23 protein-coding genes are annotated in these 22,469 nt (G+C 67.4%); 10 read left to right on the plus strand and 13 right to left on the minus strand.

Annotated elements, in window-relative coordinates:
- Positions 1 to 34: 34 nt before the first annotated feature.
- The 4 genes from ACSHZY_RS03860 to ACSHZY_RS03875 are packed head-to-tail and all read left to right on the plus strand — an operon-like array spanning position 35 to position 4,113.
- The gene (locus tag ACSHZY_RS03860; protein WP_435165680.1) at positions 35 to 181 is read left to right on the plus strand and encodes a NepR family anti-sigma factor; all 147 of its coding nucleotides are present in this window, start codon (positions 35 to 37) and stop codon (positions 179 to 181) included.
- Positions 178 to 762 (plus strand): RNA polymerase sigma factor, encoded by a 585-nt coding sequence (locus ACSHZY_RS03865; RefSeq protein ID WP_271974804.1) that lies wholly within the window; start codon positions 178 to 180, stop codon positions 760 to 762. Before ACSHZY_RS03860 ends, ACSHZY_RS03865 begins: the two co-directional genes overlap by 4 nt.
- Positions 759 to 2,513, plus strand: a complete 1,755-nt coding sequence (locus ACSHZY_RS03870; RefSeq protein ID WP_435165683.1) for a sensor histidine kinase — start codon at positions 759 to 761, stop codon at positions 2,511 to 2,513. The genes ACSHZY_RS03865 and ACSHZY_RS03870 overlap by 4 nt, the downstream gene beginning before the upstream one ends.
- Positions 2,514 to 2,562: 49 nt before the next feature.
- Positions 2,563 to 4,113 (plus strand): phospholipase D family protein, encoded by a 1,551-nt coding sequence (locus tag ACSHZY_RS03875; RefSeq protein ID WP_435165686.1) that lies wholly within the window; start codon positions 2,563 to 2,565, stop codon positions 4,111 to 4,113.
- 41 nt (positions 4,114 to 4,154) lie between these two features.
- On the opposite strand, the gene ACSHZY_RS03880 is transcribed toward ACSHZY_RS03875, so the two are convergent.
- From ACSHZY_RS03880 to ACSHZY_RS03890, 3 genes are read right to left on the minus strand one after another with little or no spacing between them, the layout of a single operon-like run.
- The gene (locus ACSHZY_RS03880; RefSeq protein ID WP_435165689.1) at positions 4,155 to 5,015 is read right to left on the minus strand and encodes a hypothetical protein; all 861 of its coding nucleotides are present in this window, start codon (positions 5,013 to 5,015) and stop codon (positions 4,155 to 4,157) included.
- The gene (locus ACSHZY_RS03885; protein ID WP_435165692.1) at positions 4,999 to 5,406 is read right to left on the minus strand and encodes a phage holin family protein; all 408 of its coding nucleotides are present in this window, start codon (positions 5,404 to 5,406) and stop codon (positions 4,999 to 5,001) included. Before ACSHZY_RS03885 ends, ACSHZY_RS03880 begins: the two co-directional genes overlap by 17 nt.
- Positions 5,403 to 5,678 carry a hypothetical protein gene (locus ACSHZY_RS03890; RefSeq protein WP_435165694.1) on the minus strand — a complete coding sequence of 92 codons (276 nt, stop codon included), beginning with the start codon at positions 5,676 to 5,678 and terminating at the stop codon, positions 5,403 to 5,405. The genes ACSHZY_RS03885 and ACSHZY_RS03890 overlap by 4 nt, the downstream gene beginning before the upstream one ends.
- Positions 5,679 to 5,831: 153 nt before the next feature.
- Between ACSHZY_RS03890 and ACSHZY_RS03895 the strand changes: the two genes are divergently transcribed.
- Positions 5,832 to 6,005, plus strand: coding sequence for a DUF1328 domain-containing protein (locus ACSHZY_RS03895; protein ID WP_435165697.1), 174 nt, complete (start codon positions 5,832 to 5,834; stop codon positions 6,003 to 6,005).
- A 20-nt stretch (positions 6,006 to 6,025) separates the two neighbouring features.
- Here the strand turns inward: ACSHZY_RS03895 and ACSHZY_RS03900 are convergent, their stop codons facing one another.
- The 3 genes from ACSHZY_RS03900 to exbB are packed head-to-tail and all read right to left on the minus strand — an operon-like array spanning position 6,026 to position 8,224.
- Positions 6,026 to 6,859, minus strand: coding sequence for a TonB family protein (locus ACSHZY_RS03900; protein WP_435165699.1), 834 nt, complete (start codon positions 6,857 to 6,859; stop codon positions 6,026 to 6,028).
- Positions 6,856 to 7,275, minus strand: coding sequence for a TonB system transport protein ExbD (gene exbD, locus ACSHZY_RS03905; protein WP_435165702.1), 420 nt, complete (start codon positions 7,273 to 7,275; stop codon positions 6,856 to 6,858). Before exbD ends, ACSHZY_RS03900 begins: the two co-directional genes overlap by 4 nt.
- A gap of 4 nt (positions 7,276 to 7,279) precedes the next feature.
- Complete coding sequence (gene exbB, locus ACSHZY_RS03910) at positions 7,280 to 8,224, minus strand: tonB-system energizer ExbB (protein ID WP_435165705.1); 945 nt, start codon at positions 8,222 to 8,224, stop codon at positions 7,280 to 7,282.
- Between the two features lie 161 nt (positions 8,225 to 8,385).
- Between exbB and ACSHZY_RS03915 the strand changes: the two genes are divergently transcribed.
- The 5 genes from ACSHZY_RS03915 to ACSHZY_RS03935 are packed head-to-tail and all read left to right on the plus strand — an operon-like array spanning position 8,386 to position 13,950.
- Complete coding sequence (locus ACSHZY_RS03915) at positions 8,386 to 9,210, plus strand: flagellar motor protein MotB (protein ID WP_435165707.1); 825 nt, start codon at positions 8,386 to 8,388, stop codon at positions 9,208 to 9,210.
- 59 nt (positions 9,211 to 9,269) lie between these two features.
- Positions 9,270 to 10,553 (plus strand): flagellar hook protein FlgE, encoded by a 1,284-nt coding sequence (locus tag ACSHZY_RS03920; protein WP_435165710.1) that lies wholly within the window; start codon positions 9,270 to 9,272, stop codon positions 10,551 to 10,553.
- 7 nt (positions 10,554 to 10,560) lie between these two features.
- Positions 10,561 to 11,871 (plus strand): flagellar hook-associated protein FlgK, encoded by a 1,311-nt coding sequence (gene flgK / locus ACSHZY_RS03925; RefSeq protein ID WP_435165713.1) that lies wholly within the window; start codon positions 10,561 to 10,563, stop codon positions 11,869 to 11,871.
- A gap of 1 nt (position 11,872) precedes the next feature.
- On the plus strand, positions 11,873 to 12,868 hold the full coding sequence (locus ACSHZY_RS03930; protein WP_435165715.1) for a flagellin: 996 nt from the start codon (positions 11,873 to 11,875) through the stop codon (positions 12,866 to 12,868).
- Entirely contained in the window at positions 12,865 to 13,950 is a 1,086-nt protein-coding gene (locus tag ACSHZY_RS03935) for a flagellar basal body P-ring protein FlgI (protein WP_435165718.1), read from the plus strand. The genes ACSHZY_RS03930 and ACSHZY_RS03935 overlap by 4 nt, the downstream gene beginning before the upstream one ends.
- A 3-nt stretch (positions 13,951 to 13,953) precedes the next feature.
- Here ACSHZY_RS03935 and mutL read toward each other — a convergent pair whose 3' ends face one another.
- The 7 genes from mutL to ACSHZY_RS03970 form a co-directional block, all read right to left on the minus strand.
- Entirely contained in the window at positions 13,954 to 15,741 is a 1,788-nt protein-coding gene (gene mutL / locus ACSHZY_RS03940) for a DNA mismatch repair endonuclease MutL (protein ID WP_435165721.1), read from the minus strand.
- Positions 15,742 to 15,795: 54 nt separating this feature from the next.
- Entirely contained in the window at positions 15,796 to 17,103 is a 1,308-nt protein-coding gene (locus ACSHZY_RS03945; protein WP_435165724.1) for a M16 family metallopeptidase, read from the minus strand.
- Positions 17,100 to 18,434 (minus strand): M16 family metallopeptidase, encoded by a 1,335-nt coding sequence (locus tag ACSHZY_RS03950; RefSeq protein WP_435165727.1) that lies wholly within the window; start codon positions 18,432 to 18,434, stop codon positions 17,100 to 17,102. Before ACSHZY_RS03950 ends, ACSHZY_RS03945 begins: the two co-directional genes overlap by 4 nt.
- A gap of 77 nt (positions 18,435 to 18,511) precedes the next feature.
- The gene (locus tag ACSHZY_RS03955) at positions 18,512 to 19,015 is read right to left on the minus strand and encodes a DUF3035 domain-containing protein (protein WP_435165730.1); all 504 of its coding nucleotides are present in this window, start codon (positions 19,013 to 19,015) and stop codon (positions 18,512 to 18,514) included.
- Positions 19,016 to 19,066: 51 nt separating this feature from the next.
- On the minus strand, positions 19,067 to 19,561 hold the full coding sequence (gene lspA, locus ACSHZY_RS03960; protein WP_435165733.1) for a signal peptidase II: 495 nt from the start codon (positions 19,559 to 19,561) through the stop codon (positions 19,067 to 19,069).
- Between the two features lies 1 nt (position 19,562).
- A complete protein-coding gene (gene purH / locus ACSHZY_RS03965; RefSeq protein ID WP_435165736.1) occupies positions 19,563 to 21,143 on the minus strand; it encodes a bifunctional phosphoribosylaminoimidazolecarboxamide formyltransferase/IMP cyclohydrolase in 1,581 nt (526 codons plus the stop codon).
- A 2-nt stretch (positions 21,144 to 21,145) separates the two neighbouring features.
- Complete coding sequence (locus ACSHZY_RS03970; protein WP_435165739.1) at positions 21,146 to 22,462, minus strand: heparinase II/III domain-containing protein; 1,317 nt, start codon at positions 22,460 to 22,462, stop codon at positions 21,146 to 21,148.
- Positions 22,463 to 22,469 lie beyond the last annotated feature (7 nt).

The following is a 22,469-nucleotide window of genomic DNA, read 5'->3' on the forward strand; positions in this document are numbered from 1 at the left end:
ATTGCAAAATCGGAAGTGGCGAGATTTGGACCAGATGGCAAAAGAGCGCGATCGACCCGTACCCTACAAGCAGATCGACGACAATTTGAAGCGGGTTTACGAGGAAGCGCTGGAACAGGATGTTCCCGACAGGTTCACGCAACTGCTTGCGCAGTTGCGCGCGAAAGGTCCGCAAACATGACCAGCCCGCAGGTGTTGCCCAAAGGTGTGCGCGATCCGCGCGACGAATTGCCCGACCATCTGCCGGCCTTGCGGGCCTTTGCCATCTCCCTGACCCGGAACGTGTCCGTCGCCGACGATCTCGTGCAGGATACGATCGTGAAGGCGTGGACGAATTTCGACAAGTTCACCGCGGGCACCAACCTGCGGGCGTGGCTGTTCACGATCCTGCGCAACACGTTCTATTCCGACAAGCGCAAGACACGCCGCGAGGTGCCCGATCCCGAAGGCGCCCACGCCGCGACGCTGTTCGTGAAGCCCGATCATGACGGTCGCATGGCCTTCACCGAATTCAGTGCGGCCTTCGACAAGCTGACGCCGGAACACCGCGAGGTCCTGATCCTGGTCGGCGCCTCGGGCTTTTCCTACGAGGATGCCGCCGACATGATGGGCGTCGCGGTCGGAACGGTGAAAAGCCGCGCAAACCGTGCCCGCACCCGTCTGGCCGAGCTTCTTCATCTTGACGACGGCGAGCAAGTGTTCTCCGGTGTCGACGGGGCCACGATGGCCGTGATGTCGAAATCGGGTGTGAACGCCGCATGATCAACTGGAAGGCCAGGTTTCGGAACCTGACGGGAACGTTGGGTTTCAGGCTGGCCTTTCTTCTGGCCATCGCCCTCTTGCCCCTTGGCGTTGTGTCGGCGTTGCAATCCGCGGAGATGCTGAAGGAAAGCCGCGCCCGGTCCGAAGCGGCCCTGCTGGGGGAAACGATGCGCGCCGCGCAGTCGGATCTTCTGGTCGTCCAGCAGGCACGGGGGGCAGTATCTGCCTTGTCGGACGTCATCCTCCCGATGCTGCAGGATCCTGCAAGCTGCTCGGCATCGCTTCAGGCGCTGGTGGCGAAATCCGAATTCTATACGCTGGCCGCCTTTGCCGACGTGAACGGGCGCCTGATCTGCGCGTCCTCCGCGGCCGGCACGGACATCAGCGAAAGCCTCACGTTCCGGCGCGCCTTCAAGGAGGTGAAGCCCTGGATCCTTCTGGTGCCCCAAGGGATGCTGTCGAAGCAGCCCGTCATCGTAGTGGGCCAGCCGGTCCGTGATGCGGCGGGCACGCTTCTGGGCTTCATCTCGTTGTCGCTGGCGCATGATGCGCTGGTTGACCGCGCCCTGTCCGCCGGCGCCAGCCTTCGCCCCGAACTGATGACGTTCAACGGCGAAGGAAGCGTCCTCACCTCCACCGTGCGGCCCGAAGATCGCGACACCGTCCTGCCGCAATCGCATTCGCTGAAATCCCTGGCGAGGGAAGCGACGGACATGTCCTTCACCGCCCGCACGCTGGACGGATCCCAGCGGGCCTATGCCGTGATCCCGATCGTGCCGGACATGCTGTACGCGATGGGAAGCTGGCCATCCGAAAGCCAGGCGGTGTGGTACCTGCGCGCGCTGCCCTCGATCACGCTGCCGCTGGTGATGTGGATCTGCTGCCTGCTGGTCGCCTTCCTGTCCGTGGAACGTCTGGTCACGCGGCATGTGCGCGTGCTGCGTTCGGCCATGCTGGGCTTTGGCGACGGCAAGCGCATCATCGGCAAGATGGACATGGCGACCGCCCCTGCAGAAATCCGCGATCTGGCCGAAACGTTCGAGAACATGACCGACACCATCCTCCACGACGAGGCGGAGATGGAGGACATGATTCACCAGAAGGAGGTTCTTCTGCGCGAGGTGCATCACCGCGTGAAGAACAACCTCCAGCTCATCGCGTCGATCATGAACATGCAGATGCGGCAGGCCCATTCGGCCGAGGCGAAGACCCTGATGAAGGGCCTTCAGGAACGGGTCATGAGCCTTGCGACCATCCATCGCGGGCTGTACCAGACCAGCGGCCTGACGGACATCCGCGCGGATGAGCTGCTGGTGGAGATCACCCGTCAGGTGGTTCAGATCGCGACGGGGCCGGGACGGCAGATCGGCCTTGAACACAGCTTTGCCGATGTCCGCCTGACGCCCGACCAGGCCGTTCCCTTGTCCCTTCTCCTGACGGAGGCGCTGGCCAACGCGCTGAAATACGCAGGCTCCCATGACGGCCAACCTCGCCTGTGGGTGTCGATGTGGCGCGAAGGGGGCACGCAGGCGGTGCTGGAGGTGAAGAACACCATGGGCCCGCGCCCCGTGTCCACCCATCCGGTCGAAGGCACGGGTCTTGGTGCCCAATTGCTGAGCGCTTTTTCCCAACAGGTCGGGGGACGTGTCGACATTTCCCAGGATGAAGATAACTATACCCTGCGCGTGACCTTCGATGTGCGGCCCCTGAACGAAGGGGAGGCCCGAATCTCCGGGGGGGCCGTGCGATGAACGTTCGGCCGCCCGAAGCGGCGGCCGGAAGGCGATGCAGGCAGGAACCGTGAGGGACATCAAGCGAACGTCGACGCAGGTTTTCATCACGGGGTCGGAAGCGTTCCCGGCACTGGAGCGCGCTTTCCTGGAAGCCCGCGTGGAAATCCATGCGAGCTTTCGCATTTTCGACCTTCGCACCCGGCTGCGTTCGCCCGAAGGGCTGGCCGTCGGCAGCACCTGGTTCGACCTGATCGTGCATGTGCTGCGCAGGGGCGTGGCCCTGCACATCCGCATCACGGATTTCGATCCGATCGCCCGGTCGGCCCTGCACCGCGGCACATGGCGCAGCATCCGCATGTTGCACGCGGCGGCCGAACTCGCCGGTCCCGCCGCCCGTCTTGAGGCCATTGCCGCCATGCATCCGGCCCGGACGGGGTTGCTGATCCGGCTGGCCTTCTGGCCGGTGGTGCAGCGCCGGATGGACCGGATCTGCCGCTGGCTGAACCGGCAGGACCCCGCCACCCGGGCCGCCGCGATGCGGGACATGCCGGGCTTGGCGCGGCGGCTGTGGCAGAAGGCGGACGGCACCTTCCACACCCGCCGCTTCCGCGTGCCGCGCCTTTATCCGGCGACGCATCACCAGAAGCTGGCCGTGTTCGACCGCCGGAAGCTTTACATCGGCGGTCTGGATCTGGACGAACGCCGCTATGACACGCCCCAGCACGACCGTCCGGCTGCGCAGACCTGGCATGACGTGCAGGTGATGATGGAAGGCCCCGTGGTCGCGGAGGCGCAGAATCATCTGGAAACCTTCATGGCCGTGACCGAAGCGCGCATGGACCCGTCGCCCCAGCGGCGCCTGCTGCGGACCTTGTCGCGGCGCAAGCGGCTGAAGATCTGGAACTACGTGCCGGTAACGGTGGCCCACGAATTGCAGCAGGGGCATGAGGCGCTGGCCGATCGGGCCCAGCGTTTGATCTATCTGGAAACGCAGTTCTTCCGCAGCCTGTCCCTGGCCCGTCGGCTGGCCCGGACCGCGCGGGCCAACCCGAAGCTGACCCTGATCCTGATCCTGCCGGCCGCCCCCGAGGATGTGGCCTTCGAGAACCATTTCGGTCTGGATGTGCGGTATGGTGAATATCTTCAGGCCCGCGCCCTTCGCATCCTGCGCAAGGGGTTCGGGCCCCGCATGTTCGTGGGCGGGGCGGCGCAGCCCCGTCGGGCCGGGCGGGAAACCGATCTTGATCGGGACAGGCTGCAGGACGCGCCCATCATCTACATCCACGCCAAAGTGTCGATCTTCGACGACACTGCGGCGATCGTCTCCTCGGCGAACCTGAACGGGCGCAGCCTGCGCTGGGACACTGAAGCCGGCGTCTACCTGAACGTTCCCCGCGACGTGGAGGAGTTGCGCCGCCGTGCCATGGCCCACTGGCTGCCAATGAACGCGGGCGCTGCGTTCTTCGATCCCGACACGGCCGCGCAGGCCTGGGCCCGCCTTGCGATGCAGAACCTGAACCGGCCGCCCGAAGAACGCCAGGGCTTCATCCTGCCCTACGACCTCCGCATCTCGGAGAAATTCGGCCAGTCCGTGCCGGTGCCGGAAGAGATGGTCTGACCTTCAGCGGAAAAAGGCCCGCAGTCGCGGGCCTTTCCGTGTCAGCCCCGACGGGCCTTGTGGCGGCGCCAGCGGGTGCGGGCCTCTTCCTCGACCGCATCGGCGGCGTCGTCCAGATCCTCGGCTACCCGGTCGGCCGTGCTGCGGCGCCCGCGATAGACCGCGGTTCCGATGGCGGTGCCAAGGGCCAGCACCACGGCGGCGGAAACCATCGGGTGATCTTCCACCACGCGCTTGGCCTCGCGTCCGCTTTTCCCAAGGGCTTCCTGCGCCTTCAGGCGGGCGGCATAGGCTTCTTCACGCGCCTTGATGATCCGTTCGCGGGCGGTGGCGGAAAACTCGTCCAAGCCCTCCGCGAAACGTTCACGCAGGTCTTCGGCCAGATCGGACAGGATGGCCGCGCGTTCGGCCACGAAATCGCGCACCTCGTCGGCTTTCTCGCTCAGACCCGCGGCGAGGTCGTCCTTGTAGGCGGCGGCGTCCTCTTCCAGTTCCCGCAGGTGGATCGAGGCGCGGGCCCGCAGGCGGTCCATGGCGTCGGCCCAGGCGCTGTCCTCCACGGCCTCGACTTCCTCTTCCGCAAAGCGGCGGGCGCGGCGGTCGGTGCGGCGCAGGTCATCCTTCGCCTCTTCCACATCCTCCTCCACCTTGGTCTTGCGGGTGCTGCCGAACAGCATCCAGGCCAAGCCCAGACCCACGACGCCCGCCGCCATCGGGTTGCGGCGGATCACGGCTTCGGCCGTTTCACGGGCCCCGCCATTGGCGCGCATCGTGTGCATCGCTTCGCGCATCAGGATGTCCACCGTGGAGCGGTTGAACAGGTTGTCGAAGATCGAACCAAGCTGGGCGCGATCCTGATCCAGATCTTCTTCGATGTCGCGGAAGTTACGTTTGCGAGTCATGGGTCATCATCTCCTTGATCAGTTCAATGTCACGGCGCAAGCGCGCGGCGGTGCGGACCGGCAGCAGGCGCGAGGTTCGCAGGGCCGAGACGGCCCACAGAACCAGCCCACCGGCCAGAAGCAGAAGCGCGCCCCCCACAAGCGCCGGCGCCAGGACCGGATGGACGCCGGCAAAGGCCAAACCCGCCGAAGCGGATCCCGCCAGCATGTTCAGAGCCACGAGCAGCAGCACCACCGCCACCACCAGAAAGGCGACGCCTCCGGCCATTTGCCGGACCCCCAGCGCGACCTCGGCCTTGGCCAAGGCCATCTCGTCCGCGGCCATCCGGCCCAGAATGGTGGCCAGATCCGACAAGGGCGTGCCGGGCAGAGGGGGGCGCCCGGGTGTCATCTGCCGCGCCGCAGCACGGTGGCCAGAACCGCGCCGGCCACCGCAGCACCTGCAACCACCGAAAGGGGGTGGCGGCGGGTGAAATCGCGCGCGTCCTCCACACAGCCCTGCGCCTCCTCCAGCCGGGCTCCGGCCTTTCCGCGGCAGGTCTTGCGATGCGCCTTGTGGTCCAGCCGATCAGCAAAATCCGACGCACGGCGACGCGCTTCCCGCGCGGCCCGGGTCACTGCCTCATCCATCTCTCGCACATGCTTTTTTTGGGTGAAGGGCATCGGCATCTCCGTCATCGGCCAGTTGCGGGGAAAACGAAGGGAATGTCCTGCCGGTTCCGAAATGGAGACGAAAGGATTTGGAACAAATACGTGAAACCTTGGTTGGCGATGATGGATTCGCAATTCTGCGTTGCATGACAACAGGAGAATTTCATGCTCGGTTGGCCCTTGACCTTTGTCATAAGCGCCATGCTGGCGGCCGCCTTCGGCTTCACCGGCATCGATGGCATGGCCGAAACGATAGGCCAGATCCTGTTCGGCGTGTTCCTGACGCTGTTCCTGCTGACCGTCGCCTTGCGCACGGCCAAGGGAAAGCCGCCCGTGTGACGGGGCGGCTTCTGGCTCGATCACTTCAGACCCATTGGAATTTCGAAGGAGTAGCGGCTTTCCGTCAATCCAGCGGGGGCTGACGGGAAACTGGAGGCGGCGGATCGTGTCGCCTGCATGATCCTCTGGTCCAAGGCCGGATCACCCGAAGATGAGAGCAAAGAGACGCCCAGAAGCTGCCCTGACGATGTGACCGTCAGTTGCAGGGTCGCTATTCCTTTGCCTCTTCCTCCTCTAAGACGACGTTCGATTCGAGAGCTGATCTGCGCGCCCCACTGCCTCCGCAGGTCTTGCGCCGCACCTGCCGAAATCTGCCTTTGCGCCTGTCCCTGCGTGCGGGACGGGGCTGCCGGGGCCGCGTTCTGCGGCGGGGGTGCGGCGCGTTCGCGTTTCGGCTCCTCGCGCACGACGCGTTCGGGACGCTCCGGCCGTTCCACCGGCCGCACTTTCGGCGGCGGGGGCGGCGGCGCGTCGGGCAGGGCGATCTCGTCCGGTTTCGGAGGCGGGAGTTCTTCCAGCGGCTCCGGCTCTGGCAGGGGGATGTCCTCGGCCAGCGGCTCGGGTGGCGGGGCGGCTTCCTCGATCAGTTCCGGCGCCTCGGGCGCTTCGGTTTGCGGCACTTCGGGCGCGGGGGCGGACACGGCCTGCGCCGGGGGCGCCGCGGCGGGCGGTTCCAGGTTGATGAGGATCGCGTCCTCGTCCCGCTGCCCTTCGCGGTCGCTGTGCATCGCGATGGCGGTCGTGGCGGCCACGGCGACGGCCACGGCCGCAGCGGCGCCCACCCAGCCCAGACGTTCGCGCCGCTGTTCGGCCCGGGTCATCTGGGACAGCCAGTCGGCGCCGTTCGCGTTCATGGCGCGCCCCCTTCCAATCCCACCAGTGCGACCTTCAGATACCCCCCATCCCGCAACTGGTTCATCACGCCCATCAACTGGCCATAGGGCACGGCCTCGTCGGCGCGCAGGAAGATGCGTTGTTCCTTGTCGCCGCCGGTCCGCGCGTCAAGCGTCGCGGCCAGAGCGTCCGCCGCCACGGGCGCATTGCCAAGGTTCAGCGTCAGGTCCTGCTGGACGGTCAGGTAGACCGGTTCCTGCGGGCGCTGCTGGGGGGCGGCGTTGGAACTGGGCAGGTCGACCGCCACGTCCACAGTGGAAATCGGGGCCGCCACCATGAAGATGATCAGCAGCACCAGCATCACGTCGATGAACGGAGTGACGTTGATTTCGTGCGATTCTTCCAGATCGTCGTCGTCGCGGATACCACCGGCCATCAGATCACTCCGCCGCCATGGAATGTTTCGGGGCGTGGCGGAAGTCCAGATCGCGGCTCAGCAACCGTTCGACGCCCGCGCCCGCATCGCCCAGGGCCTGCTTGTAGCCCGCGATGCGCCGCGCGAAGGTGTTGTAGATGACCACGGCCGGGATGGCCGCGACAAGGCCGATGGCCGTGGCCAGCAGCGCCTCGGCGATGCCGGGGGCCACGACGGCTAGGTTCGTGGTGTTGCTTTCCGCGATCCCGATGAACGAATTCATGATGCCCCAGACCGTGCCGAACAGGCCGACGAACGGCCCCACCGACCCGACGGAGGCGAGGATGCCCGTGCCCTTGCGCATGCGGCGCCCGGCCTGCGCCTCGATCCGTTCGACGATGGAACGGACGCGTTCCTTCACGCCCGCCACGCCGGCCACGTCCAGCGCGGCGTCGGACCGGCGAAGTTCGTCCAGCGCGGCGTGCACCATGAAGCTGGCGGGGTCGCGGCGGCCGTCCAGCGCCTTGGCGACCGTGGCAAGGTTGTCCCCTTCGCGGATCTGGCGGGAGGAGTGGCGCAGCCGCGTCTTGGCGCCCGCGAACAGCACCGTCTTGAACAGGAACACCGTCCAGGTGGCAAAGCAGGCCGCCAGCAGCAGCAGCATCACGGCCTTCACCACCCAGTCGGCCTGGCGGTACATGCCCATCACCGACAGGTCATGGACGGGCAGGATGGGCTTGGCCGCCGGCGCGGCGGGGCTGGGCGCGGGGGCCGCGGCGGCGGGGGCGTCCTGAACCGGCGTTGCCGCACTTGGTGCGGGCGCGGGTTCGGCGGCCGGCGCGGGTGTGGACGGGGGGGCGGCCTGCGGGACCGGGGCTTCGGTGGCGACGGGGGGCGGCGCGTCCTGCGCTCCGGCCGATGTCGCCAGAAGCAAGCCTGCCAGAACCACGGCGCCAGCGCGAACCATCATGTCACCACCCTTTTCAAATGACCTTCCCAGCGGCCTTAGGATTATTGACTTAAACAGTCAAGTTTCAATCCCATGCGGAATGGTCAACAAATCCGGCGCCTGGGCCATTAAAGCCCCCTTCAGGATTGTCCTTTACCGGTCGAGGGGCAAAGGAGCCGCCCATGACCGACCGAAACCGCCCCATCATCATCAAGCGCAAGAAGGTGGTCGCCGGCGGGGGCCATCACGGCGGCGCCTGGAAGGTGGCCTATGCCGATTTCGTCACGGCGATGATGGCGTTCTTCCTGCTGATGTGGCTGCTGAACGCCACCACGGAAAAGCAGCGCAAGGGGCTCGCCGACTTCTTCAACCCCACCATTCCGATCAACCGCGTGTCGGGCGGCGGGGCCGGGATGTTTGGCGGCGACAGCGTCTATTCCGAGGAGGAGATGGCCCAGAACGGCTCCGGCGCCTCGCAGATCCTGCCGACCGAGGTGGACCGCGCCCGGGGCGACGCGGGCCGTGGCGACACTGGCCTGAAAGAGCAGCAAAGCAACATCGACGAGCTGCTTCGCGCCCGGGGCGGCGAAAGCATGACCATGCAGAACGCTCTGCGCCATGTCGTGACGCGCGTGACCGACGAAGGCCTGGTGATCGAGGTGTTCGACCTTCCCGAAGTGCCGCTGTTCGACGGGGACACGTCCGTGCCGCGCCCGGTGATGCGCGACATCGCATGGGTGCTGGCCGATGTGCTGGCGCTGACAAAGAATGGCCTGGCGGTGTCGGGGCATGTTCGCACCTATCCAGTCACGCTGAAGAACAATCCGGTCTGGGATCTTTCGGCGGGGCGGGCGCAGGCGCTGCGCAGTCTTCTGGCCGATCTGGGCCTTCCGCAGGCGCGGATCAGCCGGATGGAAGGGCATGCCGACCGGGACCCGGTCACCGCCAATCCGATGGCTGTGCGCAACAACCGCATCGAACTGATCCTGCTGCGCCACGACCGTTAGGGCGATGTTAAGCCGAGTCGGCGACGCTGCCGGCATTGCATCAGAAAGGCGCGATTTCCATGTCGATCACCTCTTCCATGAATGCCGGCGTCGCGGGCCTGAACGCAAACTCCTCGCGGCTGGCCACGATCTCGGACAACATCGCCAATTCCGGCACCTACGGCTACAAGCGCGTCGACACCTCGTTCTATGAAATGGTGAACGCCGGCAGCTCGGGCGGCGGCAACTACGCCGCCGGCGGCGTGCGGACCACCTCCTCGCGCGATATCGGGGAAAGCGGGGCGCTGATCGGCACATCGAACGCCACCGACATCGCGATCAACGGGCGCGGCTTCATTCCCGTCACCGCCGACGGAAACACCACGGTGCTGACCACGACCGGATCGTTCAGCACGGACGCCAACGGATATCTTGTCACGGATTCGGGCCTGACCCTGATGGGCTGGGCCGCCAACGCCGACGGGACGATCCCGGCCGTGGCGCGCGAATCCATGGCGGCGCTGCAGCCTGTCCAGATCAACCTGAACCAGGCCATGTCCAATCCGACGACCGAAATGTCGATGGCGGTGAACCTGCCCGCCACCGCCACGCGCCCCGGCGCCACGTCCGAGCCCTTGACGCAGACGATGGAATATTTCGACACGATGGGGACGTCACAGGCCCTGACCGCCACTTTCACCCCGGTGGAGGCGACGGGCACCGCCGCCTCCAACCAATGGACGATGGAGTTGCGGGACGAGGCGTCGGGAGAGGTGACGGGCAGCTACCTTCTGACCTTCGACACCAACCAAGCGGCGGGCGGGACCTTGTCAAGCGTTCAGACCTTGTCCGGCGGCGCCTATGATCCCGAAACCGGCACGATCGGCATGACCCTGGGCGGGACGGAGGTCAGCTTCGACATCGGCACCTATGGCGCGCGGGACGGCATGACGCAGCTGTCGGACACCTACACCCCGTCGTCGATCCAGAAGAACGGCTCGGCCATCGGCAGCCTGAAATCGGTGGAGATCGACCAGAACGGTCAGGTGATCGCGATCTACAACCAAGGTTTCAGCCGGACCATCTATCAGGTGCCGGTGGTGGACGTCCCCAACCCCGAGGGGCTGAAGACGCTGAACAACCAGACGTATGAGCTGACCAACGAGGCGGGCGCCTTCTATCTTTGGGATGCCGGCACTGGCCCCGTGGGCACGACCGAAGGCTATACGCTGGAGGAGTCGACCACCGACGTCGCGCATGAACTGACGGCCCTGATCCAGACGCAGCACGCCTATTCCTCCAATGCCAAGATCATTCAGACGGTGGACGAGATGTTGCAGGAAACCACCGACCTGAAACGTTGAGGACAGCATGTCGCTTGGCTCCGCCCTTTCCATCGCGCAATCTGGCCTGAACGCGGCGTCGCGTTCGGCCGACCTCACCTCGCAGAACATCGCGAACGCCCTGAACGAAAACTATTCCCGGCGCGAGATGTCGCTGACCACGCGCACCACGGGCGGCGTGGCGGTGACGGGGGTCACGCGCTTCGTGGATCAGGCGGTGACCGCCGACCGCCGCACGGCCGAGGCGGGGAGCGCGGGCAGCACCGCCCGCGCCAGCTTCCACAGCGATCTGGAAGAGGCGATCGGGGTGGCCGGCGCGACGGGATCGCTGGGATCGATGGTTTCGGGGCTGGAAGGGGCGCTGATCGATGCGGCCAGCCAGCCGCAATCGGCCACGGCGCTGGGCACGGCGGTGCAGGCGGCGGACACGCTGGCCAGCCGGATCAACAGCCTTGGCGACACCGTTCAAGCCGCCCGCCTGAAGGCCGACGGCCAGATCGCGACCACCGTGCGCGATCTGAACACGGCGTTGAAGCAGGTGGAAACCCTGAACACCCAGATCGCCAGCATGGGCGGATCGGGCAAGGACGTCACGACGCTGCAGGACCAGCGGCAAACGCTTGTGGACGGCATTGCCCGCCAGATCCCCCTGCGGGAAGTGACACGGGACGACGGCCGCATCGCCTTGGTGACCCAAAGCGGGGCCACGCTTCTGGACGGAAAGGCCCCGACGCTGGGCTTTTCCCCCGTCAACACGATGACGGCCGAGATGACCACCGAGTCGGGTGCCTTGTCGGGGCTGACGCTGAACGGGCATCCCATGACCTCGCTGGGGGATGGGGAACTGGCCGCGCAGTTCGACATCCGCGACGCCTTGGGGGTGGAAGCGCAGGCCGATCTGGACACGGTGGCGCAGGATCTGACCACCCGCTTTGCCGGCAGCGGCCTGATCGAGGCGGGGCCCGACGGGCTTCAGGTCAACGCCGCCTTGCAGGAGGAGCCCTGGCGCCTTCGCGACGGGCTTGGCGCCACGATGGAAGGGGCGGCGGGCGACGCCACGCGCCTCGGCGCGCTTGTGTCTGCCATGGGGGAAGGGCGCGGGGCGGAAGGGGCGGCGAAGGATCTTCTGTCCGGCGTCTCCTCGGCCCGCATCGCGTCCGAGGATGAGGCCAGCTTCCGGACCGCGCAGTATGATACGCTGCGCACCGCCGAACTGGCGAACGGCGTCGACTCTGATGCCGAGATGACGAACCTGCTGGTGATCCAGCAGGCCTATTCCGCCAACGCAAAGGTCATTCAGGCCGTGGATGCGATGATGAACACCCTGCTGGAGTTGTGACATGGCTTCCGTGACGCTGGCCGACATGGCCCAGACCTTCGCCCTTCGCCGCCACAACACCTCGCTGCAATCCGAAGTGCAGCGCCTGTCGCAGGAAACGGTCACGGGCCTTGCCGCCGACACCGGGCGGGCCGTGGGGGGCGACTTCACCGAACTTTCCGCGATCACCGGCAGCCTGGCGCGTCTGGAGGCCTATGGCACGGCGGCCACGCTGGCGGCGACGCTGACCTCCGGCACGCAGGATGCGCTTGAGGCGATTGACAGCTCGATCGGCGCCCTGGGCATCGAGATGTCGAACCCGACGATGACCGGCACGGCCTCCTCCGTCGACACGCTGGGCAAGACGGCCCTGCAGGCCTTTCAGGCGACCGTGTCGTCGCTGAACACCAGCGTCAGCGGGCAAAGCCTGTTCGGCGGCACCGAAGTGAACACCGCCCCCTTGGCCGATGCGGACACCATACTGTCGGCGCTGCGAGAGGCCACGGCCGGTGCCGGCACGGCCCAGGAGCTGGAGGCTGCGGTGAACGACTGGTTCGCCTCGGACTTCACGGCCGTCGCCTACAAGGGCGGAGCGGAGCGCGCGCCCTACACCGTGGGGGAAAGCGACCGCGTTCAGGCCTCGGTCACCGCGACAGACCCTGCGATCGTGCAGACCCTGAAGGGGCTGGCCATGGGGGCGCTTCTGTCGCAAGGCGCGCTGGAAGGGCAGACGGCCGAACGTCAGGACCTGGCGCAGCGGGCTGGCGGGGCGATCCTGAAAGGGGGAGATGAGCGGACGGACCTGATGGCCCGTCTTGGCGCGGGCGAAGGGCGTCTGGCCAACATCCAGACACGCAACACGGCGCAGATCTCGGCGCTGGAACTGGCCCGCACCGACATCCTGTCGGTGGACAGCTATGAAAGCGCCGTCCGACTGGAAGCGACGCAGACGCAGATCGAAACGCTGTATTCCGTGACCGCGCGTTTGTCGAAGATGTCGCTGACGGACTTCCTGTGATGTGGCGGCTGGTCCTGTTTCTTGTCTGCTTCGCGCTTCCCGTGGCGGCGGCCCCGATCCGCATCAAGGATCTGGTGGATTACGACGGCGTGCGCGGCAACGATCTTGTCGGCTACGGCCTTGTCGTCGGTTTGAACGGTACGGGCGACAGCCTGCGCAACTCCCCCTTCACCGAGGAGATCATGGCCAACCTGCTGGAGCGGCTGGGCGTGAACGTCACGGGGGAGATGTTGCGCCCCAAGAACGTGGCCGCCGTGTTCGTGACGGCCAGCCTGCCGGCCTTCGCACGGTCGGGCAGCCAGATCGACGCCACCATTTCCGCCATCGGCGACGCGAAAAGCCTTCTGGGCGGCACGCTGGTGATGACGCCGCTGAACGGTGCGGACGGGGAAATCTATGCCGTGGCGCAGGGCACCATCATCGCGGCCGGCATCTCGGCCGAAGGGCAGGCGGCGCGCGTGGTGCAGGGGGTTCCCACGTCGGGCAGCATCCCCCGCGGCGCGCGGGTGGAGCGGGAGGTGGAGTTCGACTTCAACGGGCTGCAGACCCTGCGTCTCGCCCTGCGGAACCCCGATTTCACCACCGCCGCACGGATCGAGGCGGTTGTGAATCAGGCCTTCGGTCGCATCGCGACCCTGCAGGATTCGGGCACGGTGCAACTGAACCTGCGGGGCCAGTCGCCCGCCCACCTTCTGGCCACCCTTGAAAACCTTCTGGTGGAGCCGGAGACACGGGCCCGCGTGGTCGTCGACCAACGCTCCGGCACCATTGTCATGGGAGAGGATGTGCGCATCAGCCGCGTGGCCGTGGCGCAGGGCAACCTGACCCTGCGGATCGAGGAAACGCCGCAGGTGGTGCAGCCCAACCCCTTCTCTCCCGGTCAGACGATCGTGGTGCCGCGCACGGGGGTGCAGATGGAACAGGACCCGGGCACGGGACTGGCCGAACTGGAAGGTTCCACCAGCCTGTCGCAGGTGGTGGCGGGCCTGAACGCGCTGGGCGTCGCGCCCTATGACATGATCGACATCCTGAAAAGCATCGACGCGGCGGGCGCGCTGCACGCCGAACTGCTGGTCCGGTAAGGGTCAGCGCCGGCCGAACAGGCGTTCGATGTCGTGCAGGGCCAGTTCAACATAGGTGGGCCGGCCGTGGTTGCATTGGCCGGATCTGGGCGTCGCCTCCATCTCGCGCAGAAGGGCGTTCATCTCCTCCGCCCGCATCTGGCGGCCGGAGCGGACCGATCCGTGGCAGGCCATGCGCGACAGGATGGCGTCCATCCGCGCCTGAAGCGTGGTGCTGTCCCCTTCGGCCAACTCGTCCAGGATGTCGCGCAACAGGGCCGCCGCATCGACGCGGCCCAGGATGGCGGGCGTTTCCCTAACCGCCACCGCCCCCGGGCCGAACGCTTCGACGGTCAGGCCAAGGCGGGCCAGATCCTCGGCCATGTCCAGAAGCTGCGCGGCGTCGGGCGGGGACAGTTCCACGATGTCGGGGATCAGCAGGGCTTGGGCGGCCACGCCCGCCGCGTCGCGCTGCGTCTTCAAGCGTTCGTAGACCAGCCGTTCATGCGCGGCGTGCTGATCGACGATGACCATGCCGCGCGCGGTCTGCGCGATGATGTAGTTGCCATGCACCTGCCCGCGTGCCGCACCCAAGGGAAGGGTTTCGTCCGCCGCAACCGCCTCCTCCACCCGGGCCGAGGGGGCTTCGGCAAAACCCAGCGGCGCCTGCCAGGCCGTGCTCCGTGTCAGCACGGGCTGCGAAGGGCGGTCCATCTGGTACACGCGCGGCGGTTCCGGGGTGAACGCTTCAAGCGTCTCGGTCCCCACGGTGGAAGAGGCGCGGTGCCCCGCCCCCGCCAGCACCTGTCGCAGCCCCGACACGATCAGCGCACGGGCCGCGGCGGGATCGCGGAACCGCACTTCCGTTTTTGCCGGATGCACGTTCACGTCCACCAGTTGCGGGTCGCAGGTGATGCCTAGAACCGCCGCCGCGTGCCGGTCGCGCGACAGCACGTCCATGTAGGCGGCCCGCAGCGCACCGGTCAGCATCCGGTCCAGCACCGGACGTCCGTTCACGAACAGGAATTGCTGCGTCCCCGATCCGCGCGAATAGGTGGGCAGGGCGGCATAGCCCGACAGCCGCAGATCGTCCCGTGCGATGTCCACGGGCAGGGCGTTGGTCACGAAATCGGGGCCAAGGATGCGCCCCAGCCGCCCCGCCAGCGCATCGAAGAAGTCGCCCGGCTCGGGGTCCGTGCGGAAGATCACCCGCGCGCTGCCCGCATCCGTCAGGGTGAAGCCTACGGTCGGTTCGGCCATGGCCAGACGGCGGATCGCGTCGGCGATCGCCTGCGCCTCGGCCCGGTCGGATCGCAGGAATTTCAGCCGTGCGGGCGTGGCGAAGAACAGGTCGCGCAGTTCCACCACGGTGCCGTTGCGGGCCGGGGCAGGGCGCACGGCTTCGGCCCGGCCGCCCGCGACGGCGATGACCGCGCCCGCCCCCCCCTCGCAGCGCGAGGTGATGGAAAGGCGGCCCACCGCGCCCAGCGAGGGCAGCGCCTCCCCCCGGAAGCCGAAGGTGTGGATGGCCAGAAGGTCGCTGCCGTCGATCTTGGACGTGGCGTGCCGCGTCAGGGCCAGCGGCAGATCGTCCGGCCCCATGCCGCAGCCGTCGTCGGTCACGCGGATCAGGGTCTTGCCGCCATCAACGTAATCGACCGAGATGCGGCGCGCGCCGGCGTCCAGCGCGTTCTCCACCAGCTCCTTCACGGCCGAGGCGGGACGTTCCACCACCTCGCCCGCAGCGATGCGGTTGATGGCGGATTCGTCCAGCTGGCGGATGACGGGGCGGGGCGGAAGGGTGTCGGGCATGATGGCCCGGGGATAGCATGGAAGCGGGGCGGCTGGCTACCGCCCCGCCACGCGTCAATGCGCGTCCAGCCCCGTCGGGCGGCCCACCACGACGAAGTGCAGCTTCGCCGGATCATAGAGTTCGGCGGCCACGCGGTTCACCTCGTCCAGCGTCAGCGCCTCGATCAGGGCGTTGCGATTTTTCGGATAGTCGATGGGGAAGCCCTGCATCTGCATGCCTACCAAGATGCTGGCGATCGGACCATTCCCGGCAAAGCGCAGGGGATAGGCCCCGGTCAGGTAGGTTTTGGCCGCGTCCAGTTCCGGCTGCGTGACGCCGTCCTTGGCGATCTTCTCCCACTCCTCCCGCACGAGGGACACGGCTTCGGCGGCCTTGTCATTGTCCGACGCGAAGTGGCCCGCCACGAAATCGCCCAGATCCATCGTGGCCAGCTGGCTGTAGGCGCCATAGGTCAGGCCGCGCTTGCTGCGCAATTCGTCCATCAGGCGGGCGGTGAAACGGCCGCCGCCCAGAATCTCGTTCGCGACGAAGGCAGCCATGAAGTCGGGATCCTGCACGTCCAGCCCCGGCTGACCAAATTCCACCACGGCCTGCGGGGTCGGGAAGTCGATGACGTTCGTGCCCCCCGTGGCCTGCCATGGCGCGGCGGCAGGCTGGGGTTTGGCGGTGGCGGGCAGGTCGCCCAGAAGCCGGTCCAGAAGGCCACCCAGCTGTTCGGGCGTGATGTCGCCCGCCGCGGCGACATGGACGTTGTTTCGCGCCATGGCCGACTTGTGCACGGCGGCCAGTTGCTCCGGCGTCAGCGCCTTCACGCTGTCCATCGTGCCGGAGGAATCGGTGCCGTAGGGATGATCGCCATATGCGTCGTGCTGGAAGGCCAGCGCCGCAATGCTTTCCGGGTCCTGCGCCGAGGAGGCGAGGTTCGACAGCACCTGCCCCCGCACCCGGTTCACGGCCCCCGCCTCGAACGTCGGGTCCACCAGCGCGCTTCGCAGAAGGTCCACGGCCTGATCGCGGTTTTCCGTCAGCATCTGGGCCGAGACGGAAATGGCGTCCGCGTGCGAATCGAACCCGAAGCGGGCCGCCAGCGCGTCGCGGGCTTGGGCGAACCCTTGGGCGTCCAGATCGCCCGCGCCTTCTTCCAGCGTGGCGGTCATCAGGTTCACAGCACCGCGCTGCCCGTCGGGGTCGAGCGCCGTGCCCCCGCGAAAGCGCAGTTCCAGCGCGGTGAAGGGGATGTTGTGATCCTCCACCAACCAGGCGGTGATGCCGCCGGGCGAGGTGACCTCCTGAATGTCGGTGGCGGCATGCACGGGCAGCGCAAGGGCGATCAGGGCGGCGGTATAACGCAGGATCTTCATGGCGTGGTTTCCTCTTGCTCCAGCCAGCCGGTGACGGACTGGCGGCGGTCCAGAACCTGTTTGGCGGCGGCCATGACCTGTTCGGCGGTCACGTCCTGCAAGGCGCGGGGCCAGTCCTGCACGTCCTGCACTGTCAGCCCCACGGCCAGCGCCGCGCCATACTGGTTGGCCAGCCCGCTGGCGTCGTCGCGGTCGTAGATGTCGCTGGCGCGCAGCTGCGTCTTGATGCGGTCCAGCTGGGCGGCGTCCACGCCGTCCGTCAGGAAGTCGGCCAGGACCTTGTCCATCGCCTCCTCGGCCGCCTGAAGGGACACACCGTCGGCGGGCACCACGCCCAGCGTGAAGGTGGACGGATCGACCGAGGTCCCGTCATAGCCGGCCATGGTGTAGACCGCGACGGGCGTGTCCCCGAATTGCAGCTTTTGCGCCAGGACCGAGGTGGTGGGATCCCCACCCAGCAGCGCCGCCAGAACCGCCAGCGCGGCGGCGCCGGCCTGATCGCCCGCGTTGCGTTCGGGCGCAAGGTAGGAGCGGGTCAGGTAGGGCTGCGCCACCCGTTCATCACGGAAGGTCAGGCGCCGTTCGGCCAGTTGCGGCGGTTCCTGCGGCCGCACGCGCGGCGGCAGGCTGTCCGACGGTTTCAGCGCGCCGAAATGCTGCTGCGCCATCGTCCGCACGTCTTCGGGCACCACGTCGCCCGCCACGACCAGCACCGCGTTGTTGGGTGCATAGAAGGTGCGGTAATGGTCCAGCGCGTCTTCGCGGCTCAACTCCTCCATCTCGGTCCGCCAGCCGATCACGGGGCGGCGATAGGGGCTGTTCATGTATTGCGCCGCGCTCATCTGTTCGTGGAACTGCGCGGCGGGATTGGAATCGGTCCGCTGGCTGCGTTCTTCCAGGATCACGTTGCGTTCGTTGTCGACGATGGGCTGCGACAGGTCGAGGTTGACCATCCGGTCCGCTTCCATCGACAGCATCAGGTCCAGCTTGTCAGCGGCCACGCGTTCGTAATACGCGGTGTAGTCATACGAGGTGAAGGCGTTGTTGGACCCGCCCAGGGCGGACACCGTGGCCGCGAATTCGCCCGGCTTGGTGTTGGCGGTGCCTTGGAACATCAGATGCTCCAGAAAATGCGCGACGCCGGATTCGCCGGATTTCTCGTCGGCCGATCCGGTGCGGTACCAGACCATGCTGGTGACGACGGGGGCGCGGTGATCCTCGATCACGACGAGGTCGAGGCCGTTGTCCAGCCGGAACTCCGTCACATCCTGGGCCAGGGCGGGGGCGGCGCACAGACACAGGGCCAGCGTGGCTGGCAAGCGGTGGGGCATGGGGGTCCTCCTTGCGGTTTGGGCAAGGTGACCCCAGCCCCGACCGAAGGGCAAGCCGTCCTACGCGGTTGTGATCGTCAGCGGGCGGGCGGGGCGGCGGGCGTGCGAAGCCCTTGTTCCTGCCAGCGGGCCGCTTCCGAGCGCGGATCCAGCGTCTGGTCCGAATAGGCCTGGTAATAGGTCGTGTTGCTGAACACGCGGTTCAGCAGGCGGCCCCGGTTGCCGTCGCGGAAGGTCTGATCGTCGGTGGCCAGATCGCCGCGCACATTGGCCTGCGTGCCGTAACGGTTCGTGGCGGTCAGCAGCGCGCGGTCGCCCGCGGTGCCGGCGTTGGGGTTGCCGCCCAGCGCCACGATCGCCTGTCCTTGCGGGTTCGGTTCGGTCCGGTTGACGCCGCCCGGGGTGGGGGGCGGCAGCTCGTTCAGCGACGGGGGCATTTCCAAGGGACGCTGCGGCACGACGGAAAATTCGTCCGGTCCGTTGCCCGTGGCGCGAAGGCGGATCAGGTTCGGGTCATCGCTTCCCCCGCAGGCCGAGAGCGTGAGGAACGCCGCGCCCGCGATTGCCAGTGCTGCCCGCATGTCCAACTCCTTCGTCGTTCGGATTTCGTTTAGCGCAAAGGCCCCGTCACGTCACGCGGTCTTTGACGGGGTGCCTTTCGGGGGCTTAGGCTCCCCCGTGAACAGCACAAGGCCGATGGCGCCGGCAAAGATCGCGATGTCGGCCACGTTGAAGGCATATGGGTTTTCGAACCCGCAGCAGGACATGTTCAGGAAGTCCGCCACCGCGCCGTACAACAGCCGGTCGATCACGTTGCCCATCGCGCCGCCGATCAGCAGCCCGCCCGACACCTGCGCCAGACGCGAATGGCCGGGCTTGCGCATCCACCACACGACCCAGGCGGAAATGGCGACGGCCACCACGATCAGCAGCCACTTGGTGGTGACGGCATCCCCCGCGAACAGGCCGAAGTTCATTCCCTGGTTCCAGGCCATCTGGAAGGTCAGGAAGGGGGGAAACACCTCGATCCGGCCCAGTTGGATCAGGCCAAGGCCGTAGACCACGGCCAGCTTGGTCATCTGGTCCAGCGCGAAGGTCAGGGCGGCGGTCAGGGCAACGGCGCGCATGTCAGTGCCGGAAATGGCGCTGGCCGGTGAAGATCATGGCCAGGCCCAGACGGTCGGCGGCCTCGATCACCTCGGCGTCGCGCATGGATCCGCCGGGCTGGATCACGCAGGTCGCACCCACCGAGGCCAGCACTTCCACACCATCCGCAAAGGGGAAGAACGCGTCGGACGCCGCGGCGCAGCCCTTGGTCAGCGGGGCGGATAGGCCCATCGCCTCGGCCGCATCCTCGGCCTTGCGGGCGGCGATGCGGGTCGAATCCACCCGGCTCATCTGCCCCGCGCCGATGCCGACGGTGGCGGCGTCCTTGACATAGACGATGGCGTTCGACTTCACATGCTTGGCGACCTTCCACGCGATCAGGGCGTCGGCCATCTCGGCCTCGGTCGGCTGGCGCTTGGTCACCACGCGAAGGTCTGGCAGGGCCGCCGTGTCCTTGTCCTGCACAAGGAAGCCGCCCGACACCTGCTTGAACGCAAGGCCGGGGGCCTTCGGGTCGGGCAGGTTCAGGGTGGTCAGAAGGCGCAGGTTCTTCTTGGCCGCGAACACGGCCTTGGCCGCGTCGTCGGCACCGGGGGCGATCACCACCTCGGTGAAGATCTCGGCGATCTTCTCGGCGGTGGGGCCGTCCAGCGGCTGGTTCAGCGCCACGATCCCGCCGAAGGCAGACGTGCGGTCGCAGTCGAAGGCGCGGGCATAGGCCTCGGCCAGCGTGGCACCGCGCGCCACGCCGCAGGGGTTGGCGTGCTTGATGATCGCGACGGCGGGACCCTCGGCGGGCGCGAATTCGGCCACCAGCTCGAACGCGGCGTCGGTGTCGTTGATGTTGTTGTAGGACAGTTCCTTGCCCTGCCACTGCTTGGCCGTGGCGACGCCGGAGCGGGCCGTTCCGTCGGTGTAGAAGGCCGCGTTCTGGTGCGGATTCTCGCCATAGCGGAGCGAGGAGGCCAGCGTGCCCGCGAAGGTGCGGTAGCGCGGCGTTTCGCCCAGTGTCTGGGCCATCCAGCCCGATACGGCGGCGTCATAGGCGGCGGTGCGGGCATAGGCCGTCAGTGCCAGCTTCTGTCGGAAGGCAAGGCTGGTCGCGCCGTCATGGGCGTCCAGTTCGGCCAGCAGCGCGGGATAGTCCTGCACATCCGTCACCACGTTCACGAAGCGGTGGTTCTTCGACGCCGCGCGGATCATGGCCGGGCCGCCGATGTCGATGTTCTCGATGCAGTCGTCGTAATCGCCGCCGCGGGCCACCGTCGCCTCGAACGGGTAAAGGTTCACGACCAGAAGGTCGATCGGCTCGATCCCGTGGGCGGCCATGGCCACCAGGTGTTCGTCGTCGTCGCGCAGGGCCAGAAGGCCGCCATGGACGTTGGGGTGCAGCGTCTTCACGCGGCCGTCCATCATCTCGGGGAAGCCCGTGATCTCGGCCACGTCGCGGACGGGCAGGCCGTCGCCGCGCAGCGCGCTGGCAGTGCCGCCGGTGGAGATCAACTCGATCCCCCGGCCGTGCAGCGCGCGGGCGAGGTCCAGAAGCCCCGTCTTGTCCGAAACGGACAGCAGCGCGCGTCCGATATACACGAGGTCGGTCATGGTCAGGCTCCTGTCGGCAGATCGCGGATGGTCAGCGGAGTAGCGTCGGATTTGGCAAAGGTCCAGTCGATGCGCGCGGGAAACCGCGGAACGTGGCATGGAAGGGCGATGGCATGTTGCGCCGCGTCCACGCGGGCACCGTCCGCCGTGAACCGCCAGACATCGCCATTGGGCAGGGTCAGGCGCACGGCATCCGGCTCCTGTTCGGCCGCGATGTCGGGGTGCAGCGGGAAGAACAGGAACATGTCCACCGGGCGGGGGCGGCGGGTGCGTGGTTCCAGCCGGTCGCTGCCGGTCAGGGCGTGGCCGTCCGGCGTCAGGGTCAGGCTGCGGGTGCAGAGCATGCCCTTCCAGCCGTCATGCCCGGCCACGAGGTCCATGGCCCCTCGCTGGACCGAGATTCCGGGCCGGGATTGTTTCGTTCCCGCAATCTGCATCCCGGCCCGCAGATGGGGCGTGGCCACGACGATGGGACAGCGGCCGGCGGTCAGTTCGAAGGCGAAATCGGGGCCGGAGACGTCCACAAGGACGGAGCTTCGGCTGCGCGACAGCCGCATCAGCCCCATGCCCTGTGGCGGCACCGGCCCGCGCACGCGCGACGCCACCAAAGCCGCGTCCAGTTGCACCGGATCGCTGTCCCGGCCCCCGGCCAGCCCCGTCAGGCGTCCGTCCGTGTGGCGCATCATCCGCAGGGCGCCCACCGCTTGTTCGATCGACGGCGGCACGGGGGCGTCCGGCCATGTATCGCGCAGGGCCAGCAGCAGGATCAGCGCCTGCAGCAGGTCGTCGGGGCGGCGGGGAAGGGCGGGAATGGCGGGAAAGGCCGGGCGAAGCTCCGGACGTTCCAGAACCAGCGCGGCGGCGGACAGGCCGGCCAGCGCGGCCATCTGCGGCCAGCCCGCGGGTGCGCCATGCCAGCGTTTCTGCAGATAGGCGGCCTGACGGGGCAGCGTGTCCATCACATGGGCGGGCACGCCGCGCGGATACAGGAACCGCGCATGGGCCAGCCAGCGCAGCAGGCGCAGGCCCGTCGCCTCGGGCGTCCAGTCGCGGCCGGTGCCGAAGGTGGTGACCCAGTCATTGGCCATACGCGCGGCGAAACGTCCCGTGCGTTCATCGCCAAGCGCGGCCAGATCGTCCAGCCAGCCGAAGGCCATCGCATCGGGCGCGTCCCAGACCGAATCCTGCGCCAGAAGCGCTTCGGCCCGGTCGGCGTCGCCGGTCAGGGGCAGGGCCGGCATGGGCAGAAGGCGCTGCGCCGGAGCGGTGCCCTTGCTGCGCCATGCGGCGATCCGGTCGCCCAGCCTTGTGCCTGTCATCGTATCC

The sequence above is a fragment of the Falsirhodobacter sp. 1013 genome (genome assembly GCF_051195255.1).
In the GTDB taxonomy this organism is placed as follows: Bacteria; Pseudomonadota; Alphaproteobacteria; order Rhodobacterales; family Rhodobacteraceae; genus Falsirhodobacter.